Origin of the sequence: Hyunsoonleella pacifica (assembly GCF_004310335.1) — a bacterium.
Classification (GTDB): domain Bacteria; phylum Bacteroidota; class Bacteroidia; order Flavobacteriales; family Flavobacteriaceae; genus Jejuia; species Jejuia pacifica.
Map to the genome: position 1 here is coordinate 632,453 of NZ_SIRS01000003.1, position 24,838 is coordinate 657,290.

A 24,838-nucleotide genomic window follows, 5' to 3' on the forward strand; every position below is an offset into this window, starting at 1 on the left:
GTAGTATTAACAATATAAAGAAAAGAATTGCCAATCTATTATACCTTTTTTTTCTTTATTGGTGCATATGTCATTTCCTATTATACAATACCCAAAATCATTGGTCTTGTGGAGTATAAGAACTTAATGGACAATCCCAATAAGAGAAGTTCGCATTTAAAACGAACGCCTACTCTTGGAGGAGTAGCGTTTTTTTACACATTAATCTTTGCTTTGTTCTTTCTGAGAAATTGGGCGGATAATGGTGAAGCAATGTTTCTTATTCCTAGTTTGACAATATTATTTATTATTGGATTAAAAGATGATTTAGTAGTTCTATCTCCATATACTAAACTCATTGCTCAATTAATTTCTGTAGCTTTTATTTTAAGTAATGAAGCATTTATGATTAATTCTTTACATGGTTTTTTTGGAGTTCATGAAATACCATCGTTTGTTTCATATATTATTGGGGGCTTTATAATGGTTACTATAATAAATGCTTACAATTTAATTGATGGTATAGATGGACTTGCAGCCATTGTAGGTATTGTAATCTTAATAATATATTCAACTATATTCTATATGACTAAGGATTATTTTTACCTACTTCTTAGCTTAACTCTAAATGGTTGTTTAATAGCATTTTTAAAATATAATTTGTCTTCCTCCTCCGAGGAAAAGATTTTTATGGGAGACACTGGCTCACTCATAGTAGGTTTTATAGTGAGTATTTTGACTATGAAATTTTTAGCACTTCCTTCAAATAAATTAGAAGGTCTTCCTTTTTTAATTGAGAATATACCTCTGATAGCCATAGGAATTCTAATAGTGCCGTTATTTGATACTGCTAGAGTATTTACCATAAGATTAGCAAATAAGAGAAGTCCATTTTCCGCAGATCGAAATCATACTCACCACATCTTAATAGACTATTTTAATATATCTCACAAAAAAGCAAGCCTTATAATTGGAGCTTTTAATTTAATTTTTGTGTATTTGGTTATTATCTTAGGCAGTACTTCATATAATTTTTGGCTTGTAGCAGTAATTGTTTTAACAGTTGTATTATTGGGTTATTTCTTTTACAGGTATAATTATAGTTTTTCTAATATGAAACGAAAAATTAAGATTAAGCGAAAGATTAACAACGTCAAAAAAAAAGGGAAAAATATTATTAATAATAGCAACCAAGAAGAATAAAAGGCTAATATATTTTGAAAAAGGTTTTAATTACTGGAGCAGCAGGTTTTCTAGGATCGCATTTATGCGATCGTTTTGTAAAAGAGGGATATTATGTTATTGGAATGGATAACTTTATTACTGGCGAAAAGAAAAATATAGAACACCTTGTTGGTCTTGAAAATTTTGAGTTTGTTGCCCATGATGTTACCAATTTTATAGAACTAAGAGGGAACTTAGATTATATTTTACATTTTGCCTCTCCAGCAAGCCCCATAGACTACTTGAAAATCCCTATTCAAACATTAAAAGTAGGGTCTTTAGGAACCCACAATTTATTAGGTTTGGCTCGAGCAAAAAAGGCAAAAATATTAATAGCATCTACATCAGAGGTTTATGGAGATCCATTAGTACATCCTCAAACAGAGGATTATTACGGTAATGTAAATACGATAGGGCCAAGAGGTGTTTATGATGAGGCAAAGCGTTTCCAAGAATCATTAACTATGGCTTATCATAGGTTCCATGGAATAGAAACTAGGATTGTACGTATTTTTAATACTTACGGCCCTAGAATGAGATTAAACGACGGCAGAGTAATTCCTGCTTTTATGGGACAGGCATTACGTGGTGAGGATTTAACAGTTTTTGGAGATGGTATGCAAACTCGTTCTTTTTGTTTTGTCAGTGATCAAATAGAAGGTATATATAGACTTTTACATAGTGATTATGTATACCCAATTAATATTGGTAACCCTCATGAGATTACTATAAAAGATTTTGCAGAAGAAATTATAAAGTATACCGGAACAAAAAATAAGATTGTTTACAAGGACTTGCCTGTGAATGACCCACTTCAAAGGCAACCAGATATATCATTAGCAAAAAAAGTACTTGGATGGGAGCCAAAGATAGATAGAAAAGAAGGTATGGCTATTACTTACAACTATTTTGAAAGTTTTACAAAAGAAGAACTATATAGAAGTGAGCATAAAGATTTTTCCCATTTTATCAAAAAGTAATATATGGAATATATTCGAGGAAGGTATTCTTGGGTAATTAGGCCTATACTATTGATTTATGATTTAATAATCATTAACCTCTTTGCATATTATTTTCTCAGTTTCAATGAGGACGTAATGTATTTTTTCTCATATAAACCACTCAACAATAAGTATGTTCTTTATGTATTGTATTCTGTAATATTTTGGTCTTTATCTGGTTATTTTACAAAGTTTTATAAAGTATATAGATATTCTTCTCCTTATGCTATTTTGATATTACTAATTAAACAGTTTTTTGTCTATTTAATAATAACTTTTGCATTTATAGGAGCTTTTAGGAGTATAGCTTTACAAGCTTTAGTAACTCTTAATTACTTAAGTTATTCCTTTTTGGCAATAGCTTTTATGAAATTTTTAAGCTATTATAGTCTTAAAGGTTTTAGAACATTTTTGAAAGGTAATCTACGAAATGTTATAATAGTTGGCAGTAATAATGCTACAAATGAGCTTAAAAAGTTATTCATTGAAAAAAAGGAATTAGGGTATAACTTAAAGGGAATCTTTGGTAATAATTCAAACGGTTCAGGAAATATTGAGGATTGTTATTACTATTTAGATCAAAATTCGGATATCGACGAAATCTATTGTGCTATTGATGAATTAACTGAAATTGAAACAACTAAATTTATACAATATGCTGAACGAAATAGATGTAACCTAAAGTTTATTTCCAATACAGACAAAATTTTAACTAAGCGATTAAAAACAGACTATTATAGTTATTTACCAGTACTTTCTCTTCAAGAAGTAACTTTAAATAATGAACTTAATAAGTTTATAAAGCGAAGTTTTGATGTGATTTTTTCAATATTTGTGATAATACTCATAATGTCTTGGCTTTCTATAGTTTTGTTCATACTAATTAAATTAGAATCTAAAGGTCCGCTATTTTATAAGCATAAGCGTCATGGTATTAACTATAAAGAATTTTATTGTTATAAATATAGGTCTCTTAAAACGACAAAAGAAGAGAAGGGAACCTATGTTAAGGAAGATGATTCTCGTGTAACAAAAGTTGGAATATTCTTAAGAAAAACAAGCCTAGATGAATTACCTCAATTTTTTAATGTACTTAGAGGACAAATGAGTGTTGTTGGTCCTAGACCACACATGTTGTCCTATACTGAAGAATATTCTAAAGTTGTTGATAAATATAATTTTATATTTAGGCATAATGTTAAGCCTGGAATAACTGGTTTAGCACAAGTAAGTGGTTACAGAGGTCAAATAGAGTCTGATACAGATATAATTAATAGAATAAAGTACGATAATTTTTATATAGAAAATTGGTCACTCCTATTGGACATTAAGATTATTATTCAAACACTGATTAATATTATAAAAGGAGAAAAAAAAGCATATTAATGAACCTAAAGGTTTCCATAATAACTCCAACCTATAATTCTGAGAGCTTTATACAAACAACAATTAGAAGTGTAATAGATCAAACATATACCAACTGGGAGCTTTTAATAATTGACGATGCTTCTACTGATAATACATTAAATATTGTAAATAAATTTACTTCGAAGCATAAAAATAAAAACATCTATGTTATTAAAAACCATTCAAATCAAGGTGCAGCTATAACAAGAAATCAAGGTATCGAAAATGCTTCAGGAGATATTATTGCGTTTTTAGATTCAGATGATGTTTGGAAACCATCAAAGCTTGAGAAGCAGGTTAAGTTTATGATAAATCATGATATTGATGTATGCTTTACTAGTTATGATTTAATGGATGAAGATGGGGTATTAATGCAAAAAACAGTAAAGGCGTTGCCTAAACTCACATACAAAAAACTTTTAAAATGTAATTATATTGGCAACCTAACAGGTATGTACAATACTAAAAGCTTAGGTAAAATTTATTCCCCCAATCTCCGAAAGCGTCAAGATAGATTGGCTATTATGGTTAAATGCCGTTAAAGAAAGTAGCAAATTGGCTTTAGGAATAGAAGAATCATTAGCTGTATATAGGGTTAGAAAAAATTCTATTTCTTCTAATAAAATAAAAATGCTACAATATAATTATTTGGTATACCGCAAAGGCTTAAGGTTTTCGGTACTAAAATCTACCTATAGTTTAGCGATCTTTTTATTTGAATATTTTTTTATTAAAACAAAACAAATTATTCTTTTACAAAAGAAGTAAACTGTTTTAATTTACCACCTTTCGTACGCTTTAGTTCTTGCTTTCTTTCAAAATATATAGCTAAACCTGGCTCTAAGTAATTAGTAATTGATGCTTCTATAGTTGCTAATTTTTCATTGGAAAGTTCTACCTTACTACTATAAATAATTTTAAAAGTATTTAGTTTATGTTGCTCAATAATAAACTCTTTAACGTTCATATTGTCTTCTATTACTGTTTTAGTAATGTAATAAAAAGTTAAACCAGCTACTTTTTTACCACTAGGCAAAATAGCAATATCACTTGTTCTTCCCGTTACATGTTTTAAAACGGGTTTTTTTGTGGTACTACTTTCGCTCAATACTCCAATATCCCCTAAATCATACCTAATAAAAGGATGAGCCAAGTTATAAAGAGAAGATACTACAATTCGACCTTCCTTTCCATTTGGAAGAGGTTTATCATTTTCATCTAAAATCTCAATATATAAATCTTCTGTATTGACGATCCATTCATTATCAAGACTACTAAATGCGATTAAACTCAATTCAGCTGAACCGTACTCATTAACAATAGGTACTCCTAGATGTTTTTCTAATAATACTTTATCATCCTCAAAAAGCATTTCAGCAGTTACAATACAAACTTTTAGAGATGGGCAAATGTCTTTTAAAACAACACTCTTTTTCTTTAAAAATTTTGCAAATTGTACTATGGCACTAGTGTAACCATTTATATATTCGAATGGAGTAGATTTGAATTTTTTTACATTATGTTCCAATTGTGTGTCACTTAAATCAAAGACAGAGAAACGAAACCTATTACCAAGAAAATCTTTGAAGCGTTCTTTATAATAACCCATTCCATTGAGAGGAATCCCATAAAAACGTGCTTGTTTTGAAGCTGCGGCATCAATACCGTACCAAGAGTATCTGTCCATGAAATTTGCCCAAGACATGGCATGTGTATATTTATCTTTTACAAAAATTAATGGTGTGCCAGAAGAACCAGATGTTTTATGTATGTGGCAGTTTTTAGCTGTAAAACCATTGGATAACCTATGTTTTAAAGGAATTTGTAAGTCACTTTTTTTTATTATTGGTAATGTATTCCAATCATTAGTATCAATTCCCCTAACAAATTCTTTATAAAATATATTATGATTTAAGTGATGAGCTACTATGGCTTGCTTTCTAGAATTAAGATAAATTTTATGCTCTGCTTCAGTTTTAGATTGAATAGCAATTAAATCCCTTTTGGCTTTTTCAATGGGAAACCCTTTTAGTTTTAAAGTAAGGTTAAATAAATTCACTTAAATAAGATATCTGTGTAAAGTAAATAAAAAATATTCGTGTAATACGACCATTAATTTTATTTTTGCGGAAACTTTAAAAGCGTCTTTAATACTCAGTATTAAAAACAAGTGATTTGTCATTTCTGCCTATGCAGGAATCTAAAACTCAAACTATGAATATTCTAATACTTGGTTCTGGAGGAAGAGAGCATACATTTGCATGGAAAATATCGCAGAGTAGCAAATGTGAAAATTTGTATGTAGCACCTGGAAATTCAGGAACTGCTGAGGTGGCAACCAATGTAAATGTAGCTATCACTGATTTTGCTGCGATTAAAGATTTAGTGTTAGATAAGCATATAGATATGGTTGTTGTAGGACCAGAAGATCCTTTAGTTAATGGTGTTCATGATTATTTTTTGAATGATGATGCTATTAAGCATATTGCGGTTATTGGACCTCAAAAAGTTGCAGCAGAATTAGAAGGTAGTAAAGAATTCGCTAAAGAATTTTTGTATCGTCATAATATACCAACAGCTGCTTATGAAAGTTTTACAAAAGATACCGTTGAAAATGGATATTCCTTTTTAGAAACGTTAAAACCTCCTTATGTTCTAAAAGCTGATGGACTAGCCGCAGGGAAAGGTGTTGTGATTTTAAACGATTTAGATGAAGCTAAAGCAGAACTAAAAAGTATGCTCGTTGATGCTAAATTTGGAGATGCAAGTACAAAAGTTGTAATAGAAGAATTTCTAGATGGTATTGAATTAAGCTGTTTTGTATTGACTGACGGAACAAACTATAAAGTTTTGCCAACTGCGAAAGATTATAAACGTATTGGAGAAGGAGATACAGGATTAAATACAGGTGGTATGGGAGCAGTGTCTCCAGTGCCGTTTGCAACTGATGACTTTTTAAGTAAGATTGAAGAGCGTATTGTTAAACCTACTGTTGAAGGGTTGAAAAAAGATAACCTACCATATGTTGGATTTATTTTTATAGGATTGATTAAAGTTGGAGACGATCCAAAAGTAATTGAATACAATGTTCGTATGGGAGACCCTGAAACCGAGGTAGTATTCCCTAGACTTAAGAATGATTTAGTAGAAGTTTTACAAGCTATGGCAAACGGGACTCTAGATACAATTAATATAGAAATAGATGAACGTGCAGCTACAACCATTATGTGCGTTTCTGGAGGTTATCCTGAAGCCTATGAAAAGGGTAAGGAAATTACTGGAATAGAAAATATTGAAGATTCGATTCCTTTCCATGCAGGTGCTCAACTTAAAGATGGAAAGATAGTAACTACAGGAGGAAGAGTTATAGCTATCACTTCCTATGGTAAAACATACCAAGAGGCCATAAAAAAATCTTACCAAAGTATAGAAAAACTACATTTTGATAAGATGAATTATCGTAAAGATATTGGATTCGATTTATAGATACGAATGTGAAGATATGCTTTTATCTTCTTCGTTGTTATTATCAAAAATTTTAAGTTGCTTCATCCAGTAAACAATAGCAACCATACAAATAATAGTAAAAATCCAAGAAATACTATTGGCTAACCACCAATTATCCAATTCTAATGCTCTTAACGCATCATAAGGTGCAAATAACACGTTTACAAACAAATCTTGTATAGCGTAGAAGAAGTCTTTCATCTGTTAAAATATTTTTATTTTAAGAATGTCGTTATATACAAGCTACAATGTATTTAGTAACTCATGTAAATAGTAATCATTCGTTTCTTGATTAGTATATTTACGCAACAAAAATACAAAAACAGTTAATGATAACAAGCATTTTTAGTAAATCTAAACCAATAAATTTTATAATTGTATTTTTCATTATAGGTATTACCTGTCTATTCTCTTTTTTTAAATTACAGAATAATCAAATTAGTTTCAATTCAATTCTCATATGTATTGCTTTATTTATTGGGAGTTATTTTTCAATGTTGATTGTGAATTTTGTCTCAACTAAAAATAGACTTACACAAACCAACAATTTTGAAATTATATTATATGGGTTATTCTTACTTATGGTACCACAAACTACAGATAGTTTATGGATAACTTTAGCTAATGTTTTTTTACTTTTAAGCATAAGGCGGTTAATAAGTTTAAGATCTCAAAAAAATATAAAAAAGAAACTTTTTGATGCTGCATTTTGGATTACCATTGCTATGGTTTGCTACTTTTGGGCTGCTTTGTTTTTTCTTTTAGTCCCTGTAGCAATATTTTTATATACTGAAAATAAATTGCGAAATTGGCTTATACCAATAACGGCTATTATCTCGGTTTTACTCATTTCTTATTGTACTAGTTTTTTAGTGGAATACGATTTGTTAGCGCATCTTTCAAGAAAAAGTAAAATAAGTTTTGATTTTAGTGTTTACAATACCATCCAGTTTTTGGTAGCACTAACAGTGTTATTCTCTTTTGGGCTTTGGTCATTTTTATTCTACATAAAAAATATTAATTCAAAGAAAAAAGCACTTCGTCCAGCTTTATATATTATAATTTGGACGTTAGTTTTATCATTTATCATATTGGTAATAGCACCAAAAAAAACTGGGGTAGAATTTCTATTTATATTCGCCCCTTTAGCTATTGTTATTTCTAATTATGTTGAAATTATTAAAGAAAAATGGTTTAAAGAAGTGTTTTTTTCTATTCTCTTTCTAGTACCTTTTGTGCTTTTATTTTTGTAGCTTTTCTCCATACGATAAATCTCCTGCATCTCCAAGACCAGGAATTATATATCCTTTTTTGTTCAAAGTTTTATCAATAGCTCCAATCCACAGATGAGTAGTTTTTGGGAATTTGGAATTTACAAAATCAACACCTACTTGCGAACCTATTGCACTAATAACATGAATGTTTTTTGGAGTTCCGAAGGTTTTTAAAGCATTAAAAGTTGCAATTATAGACTGTCCTGTTGCCAACATGGGGTCTGCTAAAATTAAAGTTTTATTATTTAAATCTGGACACGCCAAATACTCAATAATAATGTCAAAACTTTCAGGGTTGTTTTTGTGTTGTCTGTAGGCCGAAATAAAGGCGTTCTCAGCATTATCAAAATAATTTAATAATCCATTGTGCAAAGGCATACCAGCCCTTAAAATAGAACAGAGGACAATAGAATCATCAATAACAGGTACATTACATTTATCCAAAGGTGTATGGATAATTTGATTTTTATAATTAAGTGTTTTACTTAATTCATAACCTACAATTTCTCCAATACGTTCAATATTTCTTCTAAAGCGCATACTATCCTTTTGAATTACTTGATCTCGTATTTCAGACATAAATGTGTTTAGTATAGAGTTTTCTTTTGAAAGGTTATGGATATGCATGTTTTAAGAAGTGCTTTTAGAATGCTAAAGTTAACTAATATAAGTATATTTGCGATTTAATATTTAAACCTATGTTTACTGATAAAGCTAATAAAATATTTCAAAATGTTATTGAAAAATACCATATTATAAATACTGTAGATCAACCTTTTGAAAACGCCTATGCTAAGGATAATTTAATTGAACATTTATTGTATAGAAAATGTTGGATAGATACAGTGCAATGGCATTATGAAGATATTATTCGCGATCCTAATATCGATCCAGTTGCTGCTTTAAAACTGAAGCGTCAAATTGACGCCTCAAATCAGGATAGAACAGATATGGTAGAGTATATAGATAGTTATTTTTTAGAGCAATACAAGGCTGTTACTCCAAAAGAGGATGCTACTATTAACACAGAAAGTCCGGCTTGGGGCATAGATAGACTTTCAATTTTGGCATTGAAAATTTACCATATGAATGAAGAAGCAACAAGAATAGATGCTTCTGATGTACACAGAGCTACTTGTAAAGCTAAATTGGATGTTTTGTTGGAACAGCGTGTGGACTTATCTACAGCGATAGATACACTTTTAAATGATATTGAAAAAGGTAATAAGTATATGAAAGTATACAAGCAAATGAAGATGTATAATGACGATGAGTTAAATCCTGTACTGCGTTCTCAAAAATAAAACTCCAGAGATTTCGATGACTATCGAAGTGTGAATCTCAATTTAGAATGGGATGTCGAAACCCGAAAAAAATATTCTAGTAATACGTCTTTCAGCTATGGGAGACGTTGCTATGACAGTTCCTGTTTTAAAAGCTCTTACCGAGCAACATACTGCATTACAGGTTACGGTTTTAACAAAACCTTTTTTTAAACCTCTTTTCAGGGATATAAATAATATTAACGTAATTACTGCTGATGTTAAAGGGAAACATAAAGGCGTTTTAGGATTATATAAACTTGGTAGAGTAATAAATAAATCACATAAATTTTACGCTATTGCTGATTTACATAATGTTTTAAGAAGTAAAATATTAAAACAATTTATAGATTGTAAACGTTTTGTTACTATTGATAAGGGACGAAAAGAAAAGCAACAACTAACTTCAGGCAAACTATTTAAGGAACTAAAAACTACACATCAGCGATATGCTGACGTATTTAATGCATTAGGTTATCCTATTGATTTATTAGAGCCATCTTTTCCTAAGCCAGTAGTACTTAAAGATGGTATTGAAACGCTTATTGGAGATAATTTATCTGGATGTATAGGAATCGCACCATTTGCAGCTCATGATGGGAAAATGTATCCCTTAAATTTAATGCAAGAAATAGTAAAAACATTGTCTTCAAATTATAAGATTATATTATTTGGAGGTGGTAAAAATGAAACGGCTATATTAAATAGCTGGGAGAAATTTAATAAAAATACAGTTTCTCTTGCTGACAAGTTGTCTTTAGATGAAGAGTTGGATGTGATTTCTAATCTAGATGTGATGTTGTCAATGGATTCTGGTAATGCGCATTTAGCAGCAATGTTAGGCATTAAAGTAGTTACTATTTGGGGAGTAACGCATCCTTATGCTGGCTTTGCGCCTTTTAACCAACCCAAAGATTATGCGCTACTTTCAGATAGAAAAAAATTTCCTCTAATTCCAACATCAGTTTATGGTAATAAATTACTTAAAGGTTATGAGAAAGTAGCAGCTTCCATTTTACCAGAAACAGTTGTTGATAAGGTTAAGGCTGTTATTTCGTAGAAGGTGTATTAAACATCATCATAATCTACTATTATAGACGAAGAGGTAGGGTGCGCTTGGCATGTAAGGATTAAACCATCAGCAACTTCACTTTCAGTTAATATGCTATTTTGAACCATTGTAGCTGTACCTTCCTTAATTTTAGCTAAGCAGCTGCTGCAAATACCACCTTGACAAGAGTAAGGCGCATCTAAATCTTTATCAAGAGCAGCTTCAAGAATCGTTTGTTTAGTAGACATTTCAAAAGTAGTTTCTTCATCATCTACTATTACTGTTAGCTGTGTATTACCAGATTCTGATGCAGTTTCCTTCTGTTCAACAGAAGCTTCAGCTTTTGCAGCTTTAAACAGTTCAAAATGAATGCGATTCTCGTCAATATCATGTTCCGTTAATACGTTTTTTACAGTATGAATCATGCCTTCAGGACCACAAATATAAAAAGCATCAACATCAACATCCTTGTACTTGTTTTTTACTACATAGTTAACAGTGCTTTTTTCAATACGCCCAAAAATAGCATTGTCTTCATCGGTTTGACTAAACACAAATTCAATTGAAAAACGCTCACTATATTTATTTTGAAGTTCTAGAAGTTCATTTAAAAACATGGTATCTTTTGTAGACTTATTACCATAAACTAAAATTACTTTACTATTTACTTCTTCCTCTAAAGCGCATTTAATGATACTCATAATAGGAGTTATACCACTACCTGCAGCAAATAGAGCTATGTTTTTTGTTTTATTATCGTTTGGTTCAAAAACAAAACGTCCTTTAGGAGAAGCAACTTCTATAGTCTCTCCTACTTTTAATGAATTGTTTGCGTATACTGAAAAAGTACCATGCTCCACCTCTTTAACAGCCACTTTTAGATCCCCACTTTTGGGAGATATACAAAGTGAATAATCACGTCTTACCTCACTACCGTTAATTTGAGTTTTAAGAGTAATATATTGACCTGCTTTAAATTTAAATTGTTCCTTAACATTTTCAGGAATATTAAAAGCAATACTTACTGATTTTTCGGTTACTCTAGTAATATTTTTAATAGAAAGCTTGTGAAATCCAGACATGAGAAATTTTTTAGCAAAAATAGTGAAGCATTAACGTTTTATCGGTGTTTTTTGTCGAAAAAATAATACATAAGATTTATATGCATAATAAAATTATGTATATTTAAACCCTATGAAAAGTGCCAATTTATATAAGGGAAGCTTAACAACCATCATTTTGAAACTTTTAAATGAAAATGACAAAATGTATGGGTACGAGATTACAAAAAAGGTTAAAGAAATTACCAATGGTAAATTGAATATTACTGAAGGAGCTTTATACCCTTCATTGCACAAGCTAGAAGCCAAAGGATTATTGGATGTGGAGTTTGCTAGAGTAAATAACCGTATGAGAAAGTATTACAAGTTAACGGAATTAGGTACTCAGGAAACTGTGAATAAATTGGCTGAACTAGAGGAGTATATTCAAACAATGCGTGCTTTAGTAAATCCTAAATATAGATTATAATGCTATATTTAGGTTAATATGATTGCTTACACAAGAAATAAAAATCGATTCTCTTATAGCTTTAAATTATACTTAACCTAAAAAAGTTGTAACATTTCTAGCTATTTTTATACCTATATCAAAAATTCACATTAACCATAAAAATTCACACATGAAACATCTTTTACTTGCATTCGTTTTACTATTTGCTTTTACTATTAACGCTCAAGAGGATTCAGAATTTAAATCTGAAACTATAGAGTTTATCAAGCTTACAGGAGCTACTAAAGCTTTTGATGATGCAATAGATCAAATAGGCGCTATGGTGTCTCAAGATAACAAAGCAGCTTATAAAAAGGAAGCTGAGGCTACTTTGGATGCTCTTTATGATGAGATGGCTACCCTTTACATGACAGAGTTTACTCAAGAAGAAGTAAAAGAATTAGTAAAATTTTATAATACAGCTATTGGAAAAAAATTGGCTACTAAACAAGTAGCATTGGCACAAAAGGGAATGATGATGGGGCAGTCTTGGGGTATGAAAGTACAAGGCATTGCGCAAAAGTATAATTAAACGCATTTCTATATGATTAAGCATTTCTTAAATTTAGAATGGAAGGCGTTTTTTAGGTCTGCAAGCTTTGGTAAAAGCCTAGGGATAAAGATTTTTATGGGTTTTATGGGCTTGTGGATGGTTTTGATGTTTTTAGGAACAGGCTTAGGCTTGTATCCATTACTTGAAGACTTATATCCTGAAAAAGACCCATTAAAAATTGTAAATAGTTTTTTGTTTTTCTGGATTCTAGGCGATTTACTGTTTCGGTTTTTCTTTCAAAAGTTACCCGTAATGAGTGTAAAGCCATTATTAACACTGCCTATCGGTAGAAATCAAATAGTTAATTTTGTTCTTGGCAAATCTGCTTTGTCCTTTTTTAATTTTTTACCGCTATTTGCTATAGTGCCTTTTGGTATTATGTTATTGATTAATGATTATCCAGTGGGTTCAGTAGTTAGTTGGCTGTTTGGTTTAATCTTAACAACCTTGATAATTAATTTTATCAATTTCATTATCGAAAGTTTATCGGCCGAAACTGAGCTTTCGTTTGTACCTATTATCCTTTTTACCGGAGGGCTTTTCGCCTTAGATTATTTTGATGTTGTATCATTTAAAAGTTTAATAGGCAGTTTCTATAACGCAATTTATAATTCGCCTTACTTATTAGTTACACTAATAGCAATACTGGGTGTTAGCTATGCTATCAACTTTAATTTACTACACAAAAAACTCTTTTTAGATAGTGGTTTAAAAACCGAGGTAAAAGAAGTAAATACATCAAATTTAGATTGGACCAAAAATTTTGGAGATATAGCACCATTCATGCAATTAGATTTACGATTAATTTGGCGTAACAAACGAACGAAATCTTCGGTTTGGATGTTGGCACTTGGGCTATTATATGGTCTGTTTTTCTATCCTCAACCTACCTATCAAAATCAAACTTTTTTCTTCATTTTTATAGGCATCTTTTCTACAGGTATCTTTTTAATAAACTTTGGACAGTTTGTGCCAGCCTGGGACAGTAGCTATTATAAATTATTGATGAGCCAAAATATTAAGTACGAGCAGTATTTAAAATCTAAGTTTACTTTAATGGCACTTAGTGTGTTGGTATTATTTGTTTTAGGTATTCCATACGTGTATTTTGGTTGGAAGATATTGTTTGCTCATTTTGCGGCAGCAATTTATAACATAGGCGTGAATACACATGTTATTTTATGGGGAGGTTCCTATAACCGAAAAAGAATTGATTTAAGTCAAAAAGCAGCATTTAATTACCAAGGTACAGGTGCAGTGCAATGGCTAATTGGTATTCCTTTACTACTATTTCCAATGCTACTTTTTGCTATTCTTAATTGGTTAGTCAGTTTTGAAATTGCATGTATAGTACTAATTGTAATAGGAGTTTTGGGCATCGTGTTTCATCAAAAACTAATGCGTTTTATTACAGACAAATATTTAGAATCAAAATATAAAATGATTGATGCTTTCGATCAAGAAAATTAAAATAAAACTATGATTACAACATCTAATTTATCTAAGAAATATAGTGGGAATCAAGTATTACATATTGAAAGCTTAGATATCCCAAAAGGTCAAAGTTTTGGTTTGGTAGGCAATAATGGTGCTGGAAAAACCACATATTTTAGCTTATTGCTAGATTTAATTCAACCTACAACAGGGCAGATTACTTCCAACAATATTCAAGTAAATAAGAGTGAAGATTGGAAACCTTTTACATCAGCTTTTATAGATGAAAGCTTTTTAATTGGTTACTTAACTCCAGAAGAGTATTTTTATTTTGTTGGGGAATTACGTGGACAAAATAAGGCTACTGTTGATGCTTTTGTAGCACAGTTTGAGGATTTTTTCCATGGAGAGATTCTAGGAAAGAAGAAATATTTACGTGATTTAAGTAAGGGTAACCAGAAAAAAGCAGGTATTGTAGCGGCTTTAATTGGTAATCCTGAGGTGGTAATTTTAGACGAACCTTTTGCAAATTTAGACCCGACCACACAAATTAGATTAAAGGGTATTGTAAAGGATTTAGCAGAGACAAAAGGAGTTACTGTTTTAATTTCTAGTCATGATTTATTACACGTTACAGACGTTTGCGAGCGTATTGTGGTATTGGAAAAAGGAGAAGTTGTAAAGGATTTGGTTACCAATACAGAAACGTTAAAAGAGCTGGAAGTGCATTTTGCAAATTAGTTTTTTAATTTTGAAGTGTTTTAAATTTACTAATGCAAAACTTATTTAATTACGTACAGACAATAATTTCTATTACAGAAGCAGATATTCACTTGTTTAAAAAGTATTTTGTTATTCAAAATATTCCAGCTAACACTCATTTTTTAAAGGCGGGAGATGTAGAGCGTTATATCTATTTTTTAGATGAAGGTGTTGTAAAAGGCTATCAAAATATAGATGGGAAAATTGTAATACAACATCTTGTAGCTGAACATGATTTTTTTACTTCATTGGATAGTTTTATGAACGAAACTCCTACACTAGACTACTTTGAAACCATAACAGATTGTAAAGTTATTAAGATTTCAAAGTCTGGTTTTGATACTTTACAAAGAGAGACTAAATTTTGGGATATTCTTGTTAAAGAAGTTACTAAAAATCATTTAAGCTGTAAGCAAGAGCGAGTGAAAGATTTTCAAACGCTTACTGCAAAAGAAAGGTATTTAAAGTTTTTAAAACATCATCCTAGATTAGCTCTTACAGTATCCATAGATAATATTGCTTCTTTTTTAGGGATGGAACCTCAATCGTTAAGCCGTATACGAAAACAAATCACTTTCTAACAAATGTTATTTCTAAGGTTCTAAAAGGTTTTGAAATTTGCTCAATCAAAAATTAAAATATGAGCAAAGAAATATCCTTAGTAACAGGCGGTAATGGTCATTTAGGAAATAATTTAGTTAGATTGTTAGTATCTCAAAACCATAAGGTAAGAACTACAGTAAGAGATATTAATAACCGTTTGCCTTTTGAAGGCTTAAATTGCGAAATAGTACAAGCAGATATTACAGATAAAACGGCGTTAAGAAAAGCGTTTAAAGGTGTTACTAATTTATACGCAGTAGCAGCAAACTTTAACATGTGGGCTAAAGATCCTAAAACGGAGATTTATGATAACAATATAAAAGGAACACAATATGTATTTGATATTGCCAAAGAATGTGGTATAAGAAATATTGTTTATGTAAGCTCGGTTGCTAGTTTAGACTTTACAAAATTACCTGCTAATGTAAATAATGGATATAATACAGATAGAAGAAATTGGTACTATAACTCTAAAAACGATTCTGATAAACTAGCTTTAGAGTTGGGTGAAAAATACGGGATAAGAACGGTTTTAATTTTACCCTCAGCCATGATTGGTGCTACAGCTCATAAGTTGAGTTATTCTAATAAGCTTGTATTGCAAGTTCTAAATGGAGAAATTCCATTAGATACAGGAGTTACTTTAAATTGGATAGATGTTAATGATGTGGCTTATGGTGCTTATAATGCAATGTTAAAGGGTAAAAATGGTAAACGTTATATTCTTGCTAACGAAAAACATACATCTTTAAAAGATACCGTTGTAATAGCATCAAAATTATTTCCTGAATTAAAATTAAAAACACCTAAAAGTGCACCAAAATGGGTGTTATATACCATTGCTGGAGTATTGGAGTTTGTTAGTAAAATTACTGGTAAAGCGCCTCTTCTACAACGCCATTATCTAGATATGTTTTATGGTTTACATCAAGATTATGATATTGATGAATCTAGAAAAGAATTGGATTTTAACCCAAAACCTTCAAAACAAGCATTAAAAGATGCTTTAACATATTTAAACTATGAGTGGCAAGCAGAACATGTGTTAAAATAAAATATACTTGTATACTTATTTCTAGAAGCTAGAAACTTTTGCAAAATTAGCTTAAAATAGTAGTAAAGTCTGGTTTTGCCTTTTGGTTTGTGGATAAGTTGCGTTAGGGATTGAGGTCACGCCATGGCGTGATTGAAGCTCCTCGACGTAGGAGGGAGCGACTGTCGAAAGCCTGACTGCCGGTAGGCATGACCCTTTAGGGCAACACCCAAAACACCTTCAAAATTCCTTTCATATTACAGCTTAATCAAAAAAGATGTTTATTTTTACCCACTTGCATACTATATGTAAGAGTTTGTAGTTATTTATTACACCAAACCAAACGGTATTGAAAACACTCTTTAAACCTACGGTAATTTTAGTTATAAGCATTATTGCTATAACGAGCTGTTCTCGTAAAAAAAATAAGTTTTTAAGCAGAAATATTCATGCGGTTACTGCAGAATTTAATGCATTGTACAATGGTTATAATGCTTTGGAGCAAGGAAGAACGTCTTTAAATGATAGCTACGAGGATGATTACTGGTCAATTTTGCCTATTGAGCGTATGCAGATTGATGAGGATGTTATTTTACCAGGACAGTCTAAAAACGACAATTTTACCCGAGCTGAGGAAAAAGCAGCTAAAGCCATACAAAAGCATAGTATGAATATTGATGGTAAAGAGTACAATCCACAAATGGATGAAGCTTATTTGCTTTTAGGGAAGGCAAGATATTTCGATCAGCGTTTTGTGCCAGCTCTTGAAGCCTTTAATTACATATTATACAAATACCCTGCGAGTGATAAAATTAATCAGGCTAAAGTATGGAGAGAAAAAACTAATATTAGGTTAGACAATGATGAGTTGGCTATTAAAAATTTAAAGCGCCTTTTAGAGCAGGAAGATTTGGAAGGTCAGGATTTGGCAGATGCGACATCTATGTTGGCTCAAGCTTACATTAATACAAAGTCCATAGATAGTGCCGTAACACAACTTAATATTGCAGCTAATGCTACAAAAAGTAATGATGAACGTGGACGTTACAGATTTATACAAGGGCAACTCTACAATAACTTAGGTTATAAGGACAGTGCAAATATTGTTTTTGATGAGGTAATAGAATTGAATAGAAAGACACCTCGTATTTACATGATTAGTGCGCATCTAGAAAAAATTAAAAACTTTGATTACGAGAATGGAGATAAATTAGCTCTAGCAGAATTATTGGAGGAGTTGGAAACCAATAGAGAAAATCGCCCATTTTTAGATAAGATTTATCATGTTATTGGTTCACATCATTTAAAAAATGGTTCGGTAGAATTAGCGTCTCGCTACTTCAACAAATCTTTAAGAACCAGTACTAGAGACCAAAAGTTGAAAGCTAGAAATTATGAAATTTTAGGAGATATGACTTTTGATAAGCGATTGTATGCTGATGCTGGTGCGTATTATGATAGTACTTTAGCAAACCTGAAGTTAAATTCTAAACCGTATCGTACTATAAAACGTAAACGTGATAACCTAGAAGATGTTATTTACTATGAAGGGATTGCGAAAGTTAATGATAGCATTTTACATTTAGTAAATCTACCCGACGCAGAAAGAATAGCCTATTTTGAAACTTATGTGACTGAATTAAAAGAGAAGGCCGAAGAAGAGGCAAAAAAGGAAGAAGCTTTACAACGTAATAATGGTTTGGCAACTGTTAATACACAAACAGGTATTAGTAATACTGGTAGTAGACCCTTAGGAGTTCCAGGGCAAGGTAATGTGTTTTATTTTTATAACCCTACTACAGTTGCTTTTGGAAAAAATGAATTTATAAAGGTTTGGGGAGACAGACCGTTAGAAGATAATTGGCGATGGTCTAATAAGGCATTATCTTCTGGAGGTAACTCAGGGACAATAACTGATGTCTCAGCAAGTGCTTCAGAGGAAGAACGTTTTGATCCGCAATTTTATATTTCTAAAATACCTTCAGAAGAAAAAGTTGTTGATAGCATTTCAAAAGAACGTAATTATGCTTACTATCAATTAGGATTGATTTATAAAGAAAAGTTTAAAGAGTTTAATTTAGCTAAAGATAAATTTCAAGAGTTGTTAAATAGCAATCCAGAAGAACGTTTAATACTACCTTCAAAATATAATCTGTATAAGATTTATGAATTATTAGGAGAAAATGATGAAGCTACTATTGCTAAAAATGAGATTGTTTCTAATTACCCAGATAGTAGGTATGCGGCTATCTTAACGAATCCGGAATCGGTTGCATTAAAGGATGAAAATAGCCCAATAGTGCTTTATGAAAAACTATACGATGCGCATGTGGTACAAGATTATGAATCAGTAATTGAAAAAAGTGAGGAATATATTAAAGCTTTTGATGGCGAGCCAATTGTACCAAAATTTGAATTATTGAAAGCTACAGCTTCTGGAAGATTATTAGGTTTTACTGCTTATAAGAAAGCTATTAATTATATAGCTGTTACTTATGCTAATACACCAGAAGGACAACAAGCACAGCGAATGGCTAACGAAATACTACCTAAGTTAAAGGGTAAAGAATTTACTAATGATAGTATTTCGGATAATTTTAAAGTGGTATTTAAATTTAACAGAACTAAAACAGATAGGATAGAAAGTTTTAAAGCTACTTTAGACGAGGTTCTGGAAAACGTAAGATACTACAAATTAAAGAGTTCGGTTGACGTTTACGATACAAATACTACCTTTGTAGTGGTACATGGCTTAAAAAATGGGCAGGTTGCTCGAACTTTTAACCAGATACTATTAGATAAAGATGTGAAGAAAATAAAAGAACCTTATTTTGCAGTATCATCTGCAAATTATCAAATACTCCAAATACATAAAAATTTGGAAACCTACTTAAACTTGAATAACCAATAAAACCAAGATGTTATGTTTTCAGAAAACAAAAAGGATAAACTAACCATGGGAAACCAATCAAGCCAAAATATTATAGCCCAAGGCACCAAAATTATTGGAGACTTTAATAGTGAAGGTGATTTTAGAATTGATGGTGCCATTGAAGGAAGTATTAAAACTTCTGGTAAACTAGTAGTTGGTAAAGATGGTATTATAAAAGGTACTATACAAGGTACTGATGCTTACTTTGAAGGAAAATTTTCTGGAAAACTATCCTTGTCTGGGACGTTAACATTAAAATCATCAGCATTTATTGAAGGTGAAGTTGTAGTTGGAAAGTTAGCAGTAGAGCCAGGTGCTACGTTTAATGTGACATGTGCTATGAAAGGTACTGTAAAACCTATGACAAACGGTGAGCCAACAAGACAAAAATCAGAAACCGAGAAAACAGCTTAATCCTTACTTAAGATTTACGTCTACTGCATTTCAAATGGGTGCAACTATTTATTTAGGTAATGTATTAGGTAAATGGTTAGATGGTAAATATGCCACTACATTTTGGGAATCAATAATTACACTTTTTTCAATTTTTGTTGCTATATATTTAGTTATTTCTCAAGTATTAAAACTTTCCAAAGACAATAAAGATGATTAAATCTTTTTTAGTGTATTTACTTTCGTTTATACTATTGTTTCTGATGTCCTATTGCACACATTCCTATTGTATAGAGACCAATGTCATAGAATTTCGTTTTAATCTGTTACAGCCCTATATGTTTTTTGCAATATTCTCCTTTGGGTTGTGTATTGTTTTTAAAGTGCTTTCATCTTTTAAAAAAATATCTTTTCAATTAGGCTTTATTTATCTGTTTACTCTTGCTATAAAAGTTGGGTTATTTGCCATAATATTTAATGAATCTATATTACAATTACCTAATCTTTCTAAAATTGAGAGTTTAAATTTGCTTATTCCACTATTCATTTTTTTAGTCTTAGAGCTCTATTTTGTAGCCAGACTTTTAGGGGTTGAAAGACCGAACTCAATTAGTTGAAAAAAATAATTGTTATTTCATTTATTATCGTACTTTTGCACGGAATTTAAAAATGCATTTTTTTGATTTTTACAATGAAGGCAGCCAAACAAAGTTTTAAATTTTTAGTATTACTTTTTACGTTATTCTTTGGAGCAGTAGTTTTTGCTCAGCATCACGAGAAAAAACACTCAAGTGAAGGTAGCGAAATAGACACAGAACAAGAGATTGATGAGTATATTATTCATCACACAAAAGATTCTCACGATTTTACATTATGGTCATATACAGATGATGCTAATCAACGCCATCATGTAGGTTTTCCATTGCCGATAATTTTATGGACTAGTGAGGGCTTAGTAACGTTCATGTCCTCAGAATTTCATCATAATGACGATGGTCATGTTCTAGTTGAAAAAGGAGGGCAAAAATTTGCTAAAATTCATTCTAAAATATATGAATTAGAGGCAGGAGCTTCTGTAGTTAATTTTGATGAAACGCATCATGCTACTAATGCTCATAAAGTTGTAGATTTTTCAATTACTAAAAGTGTAGTAGGTGTTTTGCTGATAGGTTTGTTAATGTTTTGGTGGTTCTCTTCTTTGGCAAGACAATATAAAAAGAAACAAATACCAACTGGATTTGGACGTATTCTAGAGCCACTTGTAATATATGTTAGAGATGAAATAGCAAAACCAAATATTGGAGATGCTAAATACCGACAGTTTACAGGATATTTGTTAACGGTGTTTTTCTTTATTTGGATAGCAAATCTAGCAGGGTTGATGTCTTTTGGATTTAATATCACTGGGCAGATAGCAATTACAGCATGCTTAGCAATCTTTACACTAGTAATATACACAACAAAAGCAAACAAAGAATATTGGGGACATACATTATGGATGCCTGGTGTTCCTGTTTTCGTAAAACCTGTTTTAGCTATTATAGAGTTGGCAGGTCACTTTTTAATAAAACCTTTCTCTTTACTTGTACGTTTGTTCGCTAATATTAATGCTGGACATATTGTAGTAATGAGTTTAATTGCAATAATATATAAGTTTAAAGAAAGTATGGGATTAGCAGGTTCTATCCCATTAGGTTTAGTATTATCATTTTTTATCACATTAATTGAAGTATTGGTGGCGTTCTTACAAGCTTATATCTTTACTATGCTTTCTGCATTATTTATTGGTATGGCTGTTGCAGAACATGATCATCATTAATATAAAGAGTTTGTTTAATTTAAATTGATTGTTATGACAATTCCAAATTTAGTAGGTGCTGGTTTAATTGTAATCGGAGCTGGTATTGGTTTAGGTAAAATCGGTGGAAGTGCAATGGAAGGTATTGCGCGTCAACCAGAAGCTACTGGTAAAATCCAAACAGCAATGATTATTATTGCTGCACTTTTAGAAGGTTTAGCATTTGGTGCTTTATTCTTAGGAAAATAAGAAGCCAAATTAAAACTTAAAAACACGTTCCTGCAACGGTTGGTTGCAGGGCGTGTTTTGAAATTAAACAAGACATAAATATAATAGAATGGAAACATTATTAAACGACTTTTCACCTGGGTTATTTGTAGTTCAAACAATATTATTGTTAGGGCTTATCTTTTTAATGGTGAAATTTGCTTGGAAACCTATTTTAAATTCTTTGAATGAAAGAGAAGAAGGTATTCAAAATGCTTTAGATGCTGCTGAAAATGCAAAAGCAGAGATGGAAAATCTTCAGGCAGATAATCAAAAGCTTTTAAAAGAAGCTAGAGCAGAACGTGAAGCTATGTTAAAAGAAGCTCGCGAAATGAAGAACAAGATGATTGAGGATGCTAAAATTGAAGCACAAGAAGAAGCAGGTAAATTAATTGCTCAAGCCCAAGCTAGTATTGAAACAGAAAAGAAAGCGGCTATTGCTGATTTAAAATCTCAAGTTGCTAACTTATCTATTGAAATTGCAGAAAAAGTTGTGAAAGACGAGCTTTCTAATAAGGATAAGCAAGAAAAGTTAGTAACATCTTTATTAGATGGTGCAACTTTAAACTAAAAGTATTATGGCAGGAACAAGAGCAGCAATACGTTACGCAAAAGCAGTTTTAAGTTTGGCCCTTTCTGAGAAAAAAGCAGATAAGGTTAATAACGATATGATTCTTATTGCTGATACAATTGCACAAAATAAAGATTTGGCAGATATGCTTGGTAATTCTGTTGTAAAATCAGAAGCCAAAAAAGGAGCATTGTTAGCTATTTTTCCAAAATTAAATACAATTAGTAACGGGTTGTTTGATGTTTTAATAGCTAATAAGCGAATAGATATATTAAACGAGGTTGCACAACAATACACCATTTTGTTTGATGAGCAAAATGGAAAACAAATTGCAACAGTTACTACAGCTGTAGCGCTAACAAAAGACTTAGAGAAAAAAGTTTTAGCTAAAGTTAAAGCGTTAACAAGTAAAGAGGTACAGTTAGAAAGTATAGTAGATGAAAGCATTTTAGGGGGTTTCATCTTACGTGTTGGAGATAAGCAGTTTGATGCTAGTATCTCAAACAAATTAAATAAGTTAAAAAGAGAATTTACATTAAATTAATAAATGGTTAGAGTGGATGTGTAACATCCGATGTCTAACGTCTAATATCTAAAAAAGATGGCAGAAGTAAAACCAGCTGAAGTATCAGCAATCTTAAAACAACAACTTGAAGGTTTTGAAGCCTCAGCTTCTTTAAATGAAGTAGGAACTGTACTTACTGTTGGAGATGGTATTGTACGTGCTTACGGATTATCTAATGCACAATATGGTGAGTTAGTTGAGTTCGATGGCGGTTTAGAAGGTATTGTACTTAACCTTGAAGAAGATAACGTTGGTATCGTATTATTAGGTGGTTCAACAGGTGTAAGAGAAGGATCTACCGTAAAGCGTACTGGTAAAATTGCTTCTATTAATGTAGGAGAAGGGATTGTTGGACGTGTTGTAGATACTCTAGGAAATCCAATAGATGGTAAAGGACCTATTGCAGGAGATACATATCAAATGCCATTAGAGCGTAAAGCACCAGGTGTTATTTACCGTGAGCCAGTAACTGAGCCATTACAAACAGGTATCAAATCCATTGACGCCATGATTCCTGTAGGTCGTGGACAACGTGAGTTGGTAATTGGAGATCGTCAAACAGGTAAAACAACGGTTTGTATTGATACCATCTTAAATCAAAAAGAATTTTACGATGCAGGAGAGCCTGTATATTGTATATATGTTGCTGTAGGTCAAAAAGCATCTACTGTAGCAAACATTGCTAAAGTATTAGAAGAAAAAGGTGCATTAGCTTACACAACTATTGTAGCTGCAAATGCATCTGACCCTGCTCCAATGCAAGTATATGCGCCAATGGCAGGAGCTGCAATTGGAGAGTACTTTAGAGACACTGGTCGTCCAGCATTAATAATTTATGATGATTTATCTAAACAAGCTGTTGCTTATCGTGAGGTATCTTTATTATTAAGAAGACCACCAGGACGTGAAGCGTATCCTGGGGACGTTTTCTACTTACACTCTCGTTTATTAGAGCGTTCAGCAAAAGTTATCAATGATGATAGTATCGCTAAAGACATGAACGATTTACCAGATAGCTTAAAACCTATGGTAAAAGGAGGAGGGTCTTTAACAGCATTACCAATTATTGAAACACAAGCAGGAGACGTTTCTGCATATATTCCAACAAACGTAATTTCTATTACTGACGGACAGATTTTCTTAGATGGTGATTTATTTAACTCTGGTGTACGTCCAGCTATTAACGTAGGTATCTCTGTATCTCGTGTAGGTGGTAATGCTCAGATTAAATCTATGAAGAAAGTATCAGGTACGTTAAAATTAGACCAAGCACAGTTCCGTGAACTAGAAGCATTTGCTAAGTTCGGATCTGATTTAGATGCTGTTACTTTAAATGTAATTGAAAAAGGTAAGCGTAACGTAGAAATTTTAAAGCAAGCACAAAACGATCCTTATACAGTTGAAGATCAAATCGCAATAATTTATGCAGGATCTAAAAACTTATTGAAGGATGTGCCTGTAGATAAAGTAAAAGAGTTTGAAAAAGGATTTATCGAATTCTTAAATGCAAAGCATAGAGATGTGTTAGACACGCTTAAATCAGGTAAATTAACTGATGAAGTTACTGATACATTAACCGCTGTAGCAAAGGATTTATCAAGTAAGTATTAA

Annotated in this window: 27 protein-coding genes; 23 read left to right on the top strand and 4 right to left on the bottom strand. The window is 31.5% G+C overall.

Annotated features, from left to right (window positions below; translation table 11 throughout):
- The first annotated feature begins 108 nt into the window (after window positions 1-108).
- Genes EYD46_RS08920 through EYD46_RS08935 form a run of 4 tightly spaced genes read left to right on the top strand, consistent with a single transcriptional unit; the run spans window position 109 to window position 4,153 of the window.
- Window positions 109-1,182 (top strand): MraY family glycosyltransferase, encoded by a 1,074-nt coding sequence (locus EYD46_RS08920; RefSeq protein WP_229731312.1) that lies wholly within the window; start codon window positions 109-111, stop codon window positions 1,180-1,182.
- 14 nt (window positions 1,183-1,196) lie between these two features.
- Window positions 1,197-2,183, top strand: a complete 987-nt coding sequence (locus tag EYD46_RS08925) for a UDP-glucuronic acid decarboxylase family protein (protein WP_130936724.1) — start codon at window positions 1,197-1,199, stop codon at window positions 2,181-2,183.
- A 3-nt stretch (window positions 2,184-2,186) separates the two neighbouring features.
- On the top strand, window positions 2,187-3,590 hold the full coding sequence (locus EYD46_RS08930) for an exopolysaccharide biosynthesis polyprenyl glycosylphosphotransferase (protein ID WP_130936725.1): 1,404 nt from the start codon (window positions 2,187-2,189) through the stop codon (window positions 3,588-3,590).
- Window positions 3,590-4,153 carry a glycosyltransferase family 2 protein gene (locus EYD46_RS08935; RefSeq protein WP_229731311.1) on the top strand — a complete coding sequence of 188 codons (564 nt, stop codon included), beginning with the start codon at window positions 3,590-3,592 and terminating at the stop codon, window positions 4,151-4,153. The genes EYD46_RS08930 and EYD46_RS08935 overlap by 1 nt, the downstream gene beginning before the upstream one ends.
- A gap of 203 nt (window positions 4,154-4,356) precedes the next feature.
- On the opposite strand, the gene EYD46_RS08940 is transcribed toward EYD46_RS08935, so the two are convergent.
- Window positions 4,357-5,670: a phenylacetate--CoA ligase family protein gene (locus tag EYD46_RS08940; RefSeq protein WP_130936726.1), complete on the bottom strand. Its 1,314-nt coding sequence runs from the start codon at window positions 5,668-5,670 to the stop codon at window positions 4,357-4,359.
- 155 nt (window positions 5,671-5,825) lie between these two features.
- Here EYD46_RS08940 and purD point away from each other — a divergent pair, with 155 nt between their 5' ends.
- Window positions 5,826-7,097 carry a phosphoribosylamine--glycine ligase gene (purD, locus tag EYD46_RS08945; protein ID WP_130936727.1) on the top strand — a complete coding sequence of 424 codons (1,272 nt, stop codon included), beginning with the start codon at window positions 5,826-5,828 and terminating at the stop codon, window positions 7,095-7,097.
- On the opposite strand, the gene EYD46_RS08950 is transcribed toward purD, so the two are convergent.
- The gene (locus EYD46_RS08950; protein WP_130936728.1) at window positions 7,092-7,319 is read right to left on the bottom strand and encodes a DUF6341 family protein; all 228 of its coding nucleotides are present in this window, start codon (window positions 7,317-7,319) and stop codon (window positions 7,092-7,094) included. The genes purD and EYD46_RS08950 overlap by 6 nt on opposite strands.
- Before the next feature lie 302 nt (window positions 7,320-7,621).
- Between EYD46_RS08950 and EYD46_RS08955 the strand changes: the two genes are divergently transcribed.
- On the top strand, window positions 7,622-8,371 hold the full coding sequence (locus tag EYD46_RS08955) for an LTA synthase family protein (RefSeq protein WP_130936729.1): 750 nt from the start codon (window positions 7,622-7,624) through the stop codon (window positions 8,369-8,371).
- On the opposite strand, the gene upp is transcribed toward EYD46_RS08955, so the two are convergent.
- The gene (gene upp / locus EYD46_RS08960; RefSeq protein ID WP_130936730.1) at window positions 8,360-9,019 is read right to left on the bottom strand and encodes a uracil phosphoribosyltransferase; all 660 of its coding nucleotides are present in this window, start codon (window positions 9,017-9,019) and stop codon (window positions 8,360-8,362) included. The two genes, EYD46_RS08955 and upp, sit on opposite strands and share 12 nt — an antisense overlap.
- Window positions 9,020-9,090: 71 nt before the next feature.
- On the opposite strand from upp, the gene EYD46_RS08965 reads away from it, so the two are divergent.
- Together EYD46_RS08965 and EYD46_RS08970 are read left to right on the top strand one after the other, a co-directional pair.
- Entirely contained in the window at window positions 9,091-9,696 is a 606-nt protein-coding gene (locus tag EYD46_RS08965) for a DUF4254 domain-containing protein (RefSeq protein WP_130936731.1), read from the top strand.
- A gap of 52 nt (window positions 9,697-9,748) precedes the next feature.
- Complete coding sequence (locus tag EYD46_RS08970) at window positions 9,749-10,774, top strand: glycosyltransferase family 9 protein (RefSeq protein WP_130936732.1); 1,026 nt, start codon at window positions 9,749-9,751, stop codon at window positions 10,772-10,774.
- Between the two features lie 8 nt (window positions 10,775-10,782).
- On the opposite strand, the gene EYD46_RS08975 is transcribed toward EYD46_RS08970, so the two are convergent.
- Complete coding sequence (locus EYD46_RS08975) at window positions 10,783-11,847, bottom strand: ferredoxin--NADP reductase (protein WP_130936733.1); 1,065 nt, start codon at window positions 11,845-11,847, stop codon at window positions 10,783-10,785.
- 112 nt (window positions 11,848-11,959) lie between these two features.
- Between EYD46_RS08975 and EYD46_RS08980 the strand changes: the two genes are divergently transcribed.
- From EYD46_RS08980 to atpA, 15 genes are all read left to right on the top strand, one after another.
- Complete coding sequence (locus EYD46_RS08980) at window positions 11,960-12,295, top strand: PadR family transcriptional regulator (RefSeq protein ID WP_130936734.1); 336 nt, start codon at window positions 11,960-11,962, stop codon at window positions 12,293-12,295.
- Between the two features lie 151 nt (window positions 12,296-12,446).
- Window positions 12,447-12,848: a DUF2059 domain-containing protein gene (locus EYD46_RS08985; RefSeq protein ID WP_130936735.1), complete on the top strand. Its 402-nt coding sequence runs from the start codon at window positions 12,447-12,449 to the stop codon at window positions 12,846-12,848.
- A gap of 12 nt (window positions 12,849-12,860) precedes the next feature.
- Entirely contained in the window at window positions 12,861-14,339 is a 1,479-nt protein-coding gene (locus tag EYD46_RS08990; RefSeq protein ID WP_130936736.1) for a DUF5687 family protein, read from the top strand.
- A gap of 9 nt (window positions 14,340-14,348) precedes the next feature.
- Entirely contained in the window at window positions 14,349-15,044 is a 696-nt protein-coding gene (locus EYD46_RS08995) for an ABC transporter ATP-binding protein (RefSeq protein WP_130936737.1), read from the top strand.
- 32 nt (window positions 15,045-15,076) lie between these two features.
- Entirely contained in the window at window positions 15,077-15,646 is a 570-nt protein-coding gene (locus tag EYD46_RS09000; protein ID WP_130936738.1) for a Crp/Fnr family transcriptional regulator, read from the top strand.
- A gap of 59 nt (window positions 15,647-15,705) precedes the next feature.
- On the top strand, window positions 15,706-16,722 hold the full coding sequence (locus EYD46_RS09005; protein ID WP_130936739.1) for an NAD-dependent epimerase/dehydratase family protein: 1,017 nt from the start codon (window positions 15,706-15,708) through the stop codon (window positions 16,720-16,722).
- A 328-nt stretch (window positions 16,723-17,050) separates the two neighbouring features.
- Window positions 17,051-19,612: a type IX secretion system periplasmic lipoprotein PorW/SprE gene (gene porW, locus EYD46_RS09010; protein WP_130936740.1), complete on the top strand. Its 2,562-nt coding sequence runs from the start codon at window positions 17,051-17,053 to the stop codon at window positions 19,610-19,612.
- A gap of 12 nt (window positions 19,613-19,624) precedes the next feature.
- Window positions 19,625-20,047, top strand: coding sequence for a bactofilin family protein (locus EYD46_RS09015; protein ID WP_130936741.1), 423 nt, complete (start codon window positions 19,625-19,627; stop codon window positions 20,045-20,047).
- Entirely contained in the window at window positions 20,004-20,246 is a 243-nt protein-coding gene (locus EYD46_RS09020) for an AtpZ/AtpI family protein (RefSeq protein ID WP_262708428.1), read from the top strand. Before EYD46_RS09015 ends, EYD46_RS09020 begins: the two co-directional genes overlap by 44 nt.
- Window positions 20,247-20,289: 43 nt before the next feature.
- On the top strand, window positions 20,290-20,643 hold the full coding sequence (locus tag EYD46_RS18135; protein ID WP_394365772.1) for a DUF6168 family protein: 354 nt from the start codon (window positions 20,290-20,292) through the stop codon (window positions 20,641-20,643).
- A 74-nt stretch (window positions 20,644-20,717) separates the two neighbouring features.
- Window positions 20,718-21,845 (top strand): F0F1 ATP synthase subunit A, encoded by a 1,128-nt coding sequence (atpB, locus tag EYD46_RS09025; protein WP_130936743.1) that lies wholly within the window; start codon window positions 20,718-20,720, stop codon window positions 21,843-21,845.
- 33 nt (window positions 21,846-21,878) lie between these two features.
- Entirely contained in the window at window positions 21,879-22,073 is a 195-nt protein-coding gene (gene atpE / locus EYD46_RS09030; RefSeq protein ID WP_042240059.1) for an ATP synthase F0 subunit C, read from the top strand.
- A gap of 88 nt (window positions 22,074-22,161) precedes the next feature.
- A complete protein-coding gene (locus EYD46_RS09035; protein ID WP_130936744.1) occupies window positions 22,162-22,662 on the top strand; it encodes a F0F1 ATP synthase subunit B in 501 nt (166 codons plus the stop codon).
- A 7-nt stretch (window positions 22,663-22,669) separates the two neighbouring features.
- Window positions 22,670-23,206: an ATP synthase F1 subunit delta gene (gene atpH / locus EYD46_RS09040; RefSeq protein WP_130936745.1), complete on the top strand. Its 537-nt coding sequence runs from the start codon at window positions 22,670-22,672 to the stop codon at window positions 23,204-23,206.
- A 57-nt stretch (window positions 23,207-23,263) separates the two neighbouring features.
- Complete coding sequence (atpA, locus tag EYD46_RS09045) at window positions 23,264-24,838, top strand: F0F1 ATP synthase subunit alpha (RefSeq protein ID WP_130936746.1); 1,575 nt, start codon at window positions 23,264-23,266, stop codon at window positions 24,836-24,838.

Excerpts from the sequence above, each read along its gene's own strand:
- EYD46_RS08950 (WP_130936728.1), bottom strand. The coding sequence starts at position 7,319 with ATGAAAGACTTCTTCTACGCTATACAAGATTTGTTTGTAAACGTGTTA.
- EYD46_RS08980 (WP_130936734.1), top strand. The coding sequence starts at position 11,960 with ATGAAAAGTGCCAATTTATATAAGGGAAGCTTAACAACCATCATTTTG.
- purD (WP_130936727.1), top strand. The coding sequence starts at position 5,826 with ATGAATATTCTAATACTTGGTTCTGGAGGAAGAGAGCATACATTTGCA.
- EYD46_RS08985 (WP_130936735.1), top strand. The coding sequence starts at position 12,447 with ATGAAACATCTTTTACTTGCATTCGTTTTACTATTTGCTTTTACTATT.
- EYD46_RS09035 (WP_130936744.1), top strand. The coding sequence starts at position 22,162 with ATGGAAACATTATTAAACGACTTTTCACCTGGGTTATTTGTAGTTCAA.
- EYD46_RS08995 (WP_130936737.1), top strand. The coding sequence starts at position 14,349 with ATGATTACAACATCTAATTTATCTAAGAAATATAGTGGGAATCAAGTA.
- atpB (WP_130936743.1), top strand. The coding sequence starts at position 20,718 with ATGAAGGCAGCCAAACAAAGTTTTAAATTTTTAGTATTACTTTTTACG.
- EYD46_RS18135 (WP_394365772.1), top strand. The coding sequence starts at position 20,290 with ATGTCCTATTGCACACATTCCTATTGTATAGAGACCAATGTCATAGAA.
- EYD46_RS09015 (WP_130936741.1), top strand. The coding sequence starts at position 19,625 with ATGTTTTCAGAAAACAAAAAGGATAAACTAACCATGGGAAACCAATCA.
- EYD46_RS08975 (WP_130936733.1), bottom strand. The coding sequence starts at position 11,847 with ATGTCTGGATTTCACAAGCTTTCTATTAAAAATATTACTAGAGTAACC.
- upp (WP_130936730.1), bottom strand. The coding sequence starts at position 9,019 with ATGCATATCCATAACCTTTCAAAAGAAAACTCTATACTAAACACATTT.
- atpH (WP_130936745.1), top strand. The coding sequence starts at position 22,670 with ATGGCAGGAACAAGAGCAGCAATACGTTACGCAAAAGCAGTTTTAAGT.
- atpA (WP_130936746.1), top strand. The coding sequence starts at position 23,264 with ATGGCAGAAGTAAAACCAGCTGAAGTATCAGCAATCTTAAAACAACAA.
- EYD46_RS08965 (WP_130936731.1), top strand. The coding sequence starts at position 9,091 with ATGTTTACTGATAAAGCTAATAAAATATTTCAAAATGTTATTGAAAAA.
- EYD46_RS08935 (WP_229731311.1), top strand. The coding sequence starts at position 3,590 with ATGAACCTAAAGGTTTCCATAATAACTCCAACCTATAATTCTGAGAGC.
- atpE (WP_042240059.1), top strand. The coding sequence starts at position 21,879 with ATGACAATTCCAAATTTAGTAGGTGCTGGTTTAATTGTAATCGGAGCT.
- EYD46_RS08970 (WP_130936732.1), top strand. The coding sequence starts at position 9,749 with ATGTCGAAACCCGAAAAAAATATTCTAGTAATACGTCTTTCAGCTATG.
- EYD46_RS09005 (WP_130936739.1), top strand. The coding sequence starts at position 15,706 with ATGAGCAAAGAAATATCCTTAGTAACAGGCGGTAATGGTCATTTAGGA.
- EYD46_RS08990 (WP_130936736.1), top strand. The coding sequence starts at position 12,861 with ATGATTAAGCATTTCTTAAATTTAGAATGGAAGGCGTTTTTTAGGTCT.
- EYD46_RS09000 (WP_130936738.1), top strand. The coding sequence starts at position 15,077 with ATGCAAAACTTATTTAATTACGTACAGACAATAATTTCTATTACAGAA.
- EYD46_RS08930 (WP_130936725.1), top strand. The coding sequence starts at position 2,187 with ATGGAATATATTCGAGGAAGGTATTCTTGGGTAATTAGGCCTATACTA.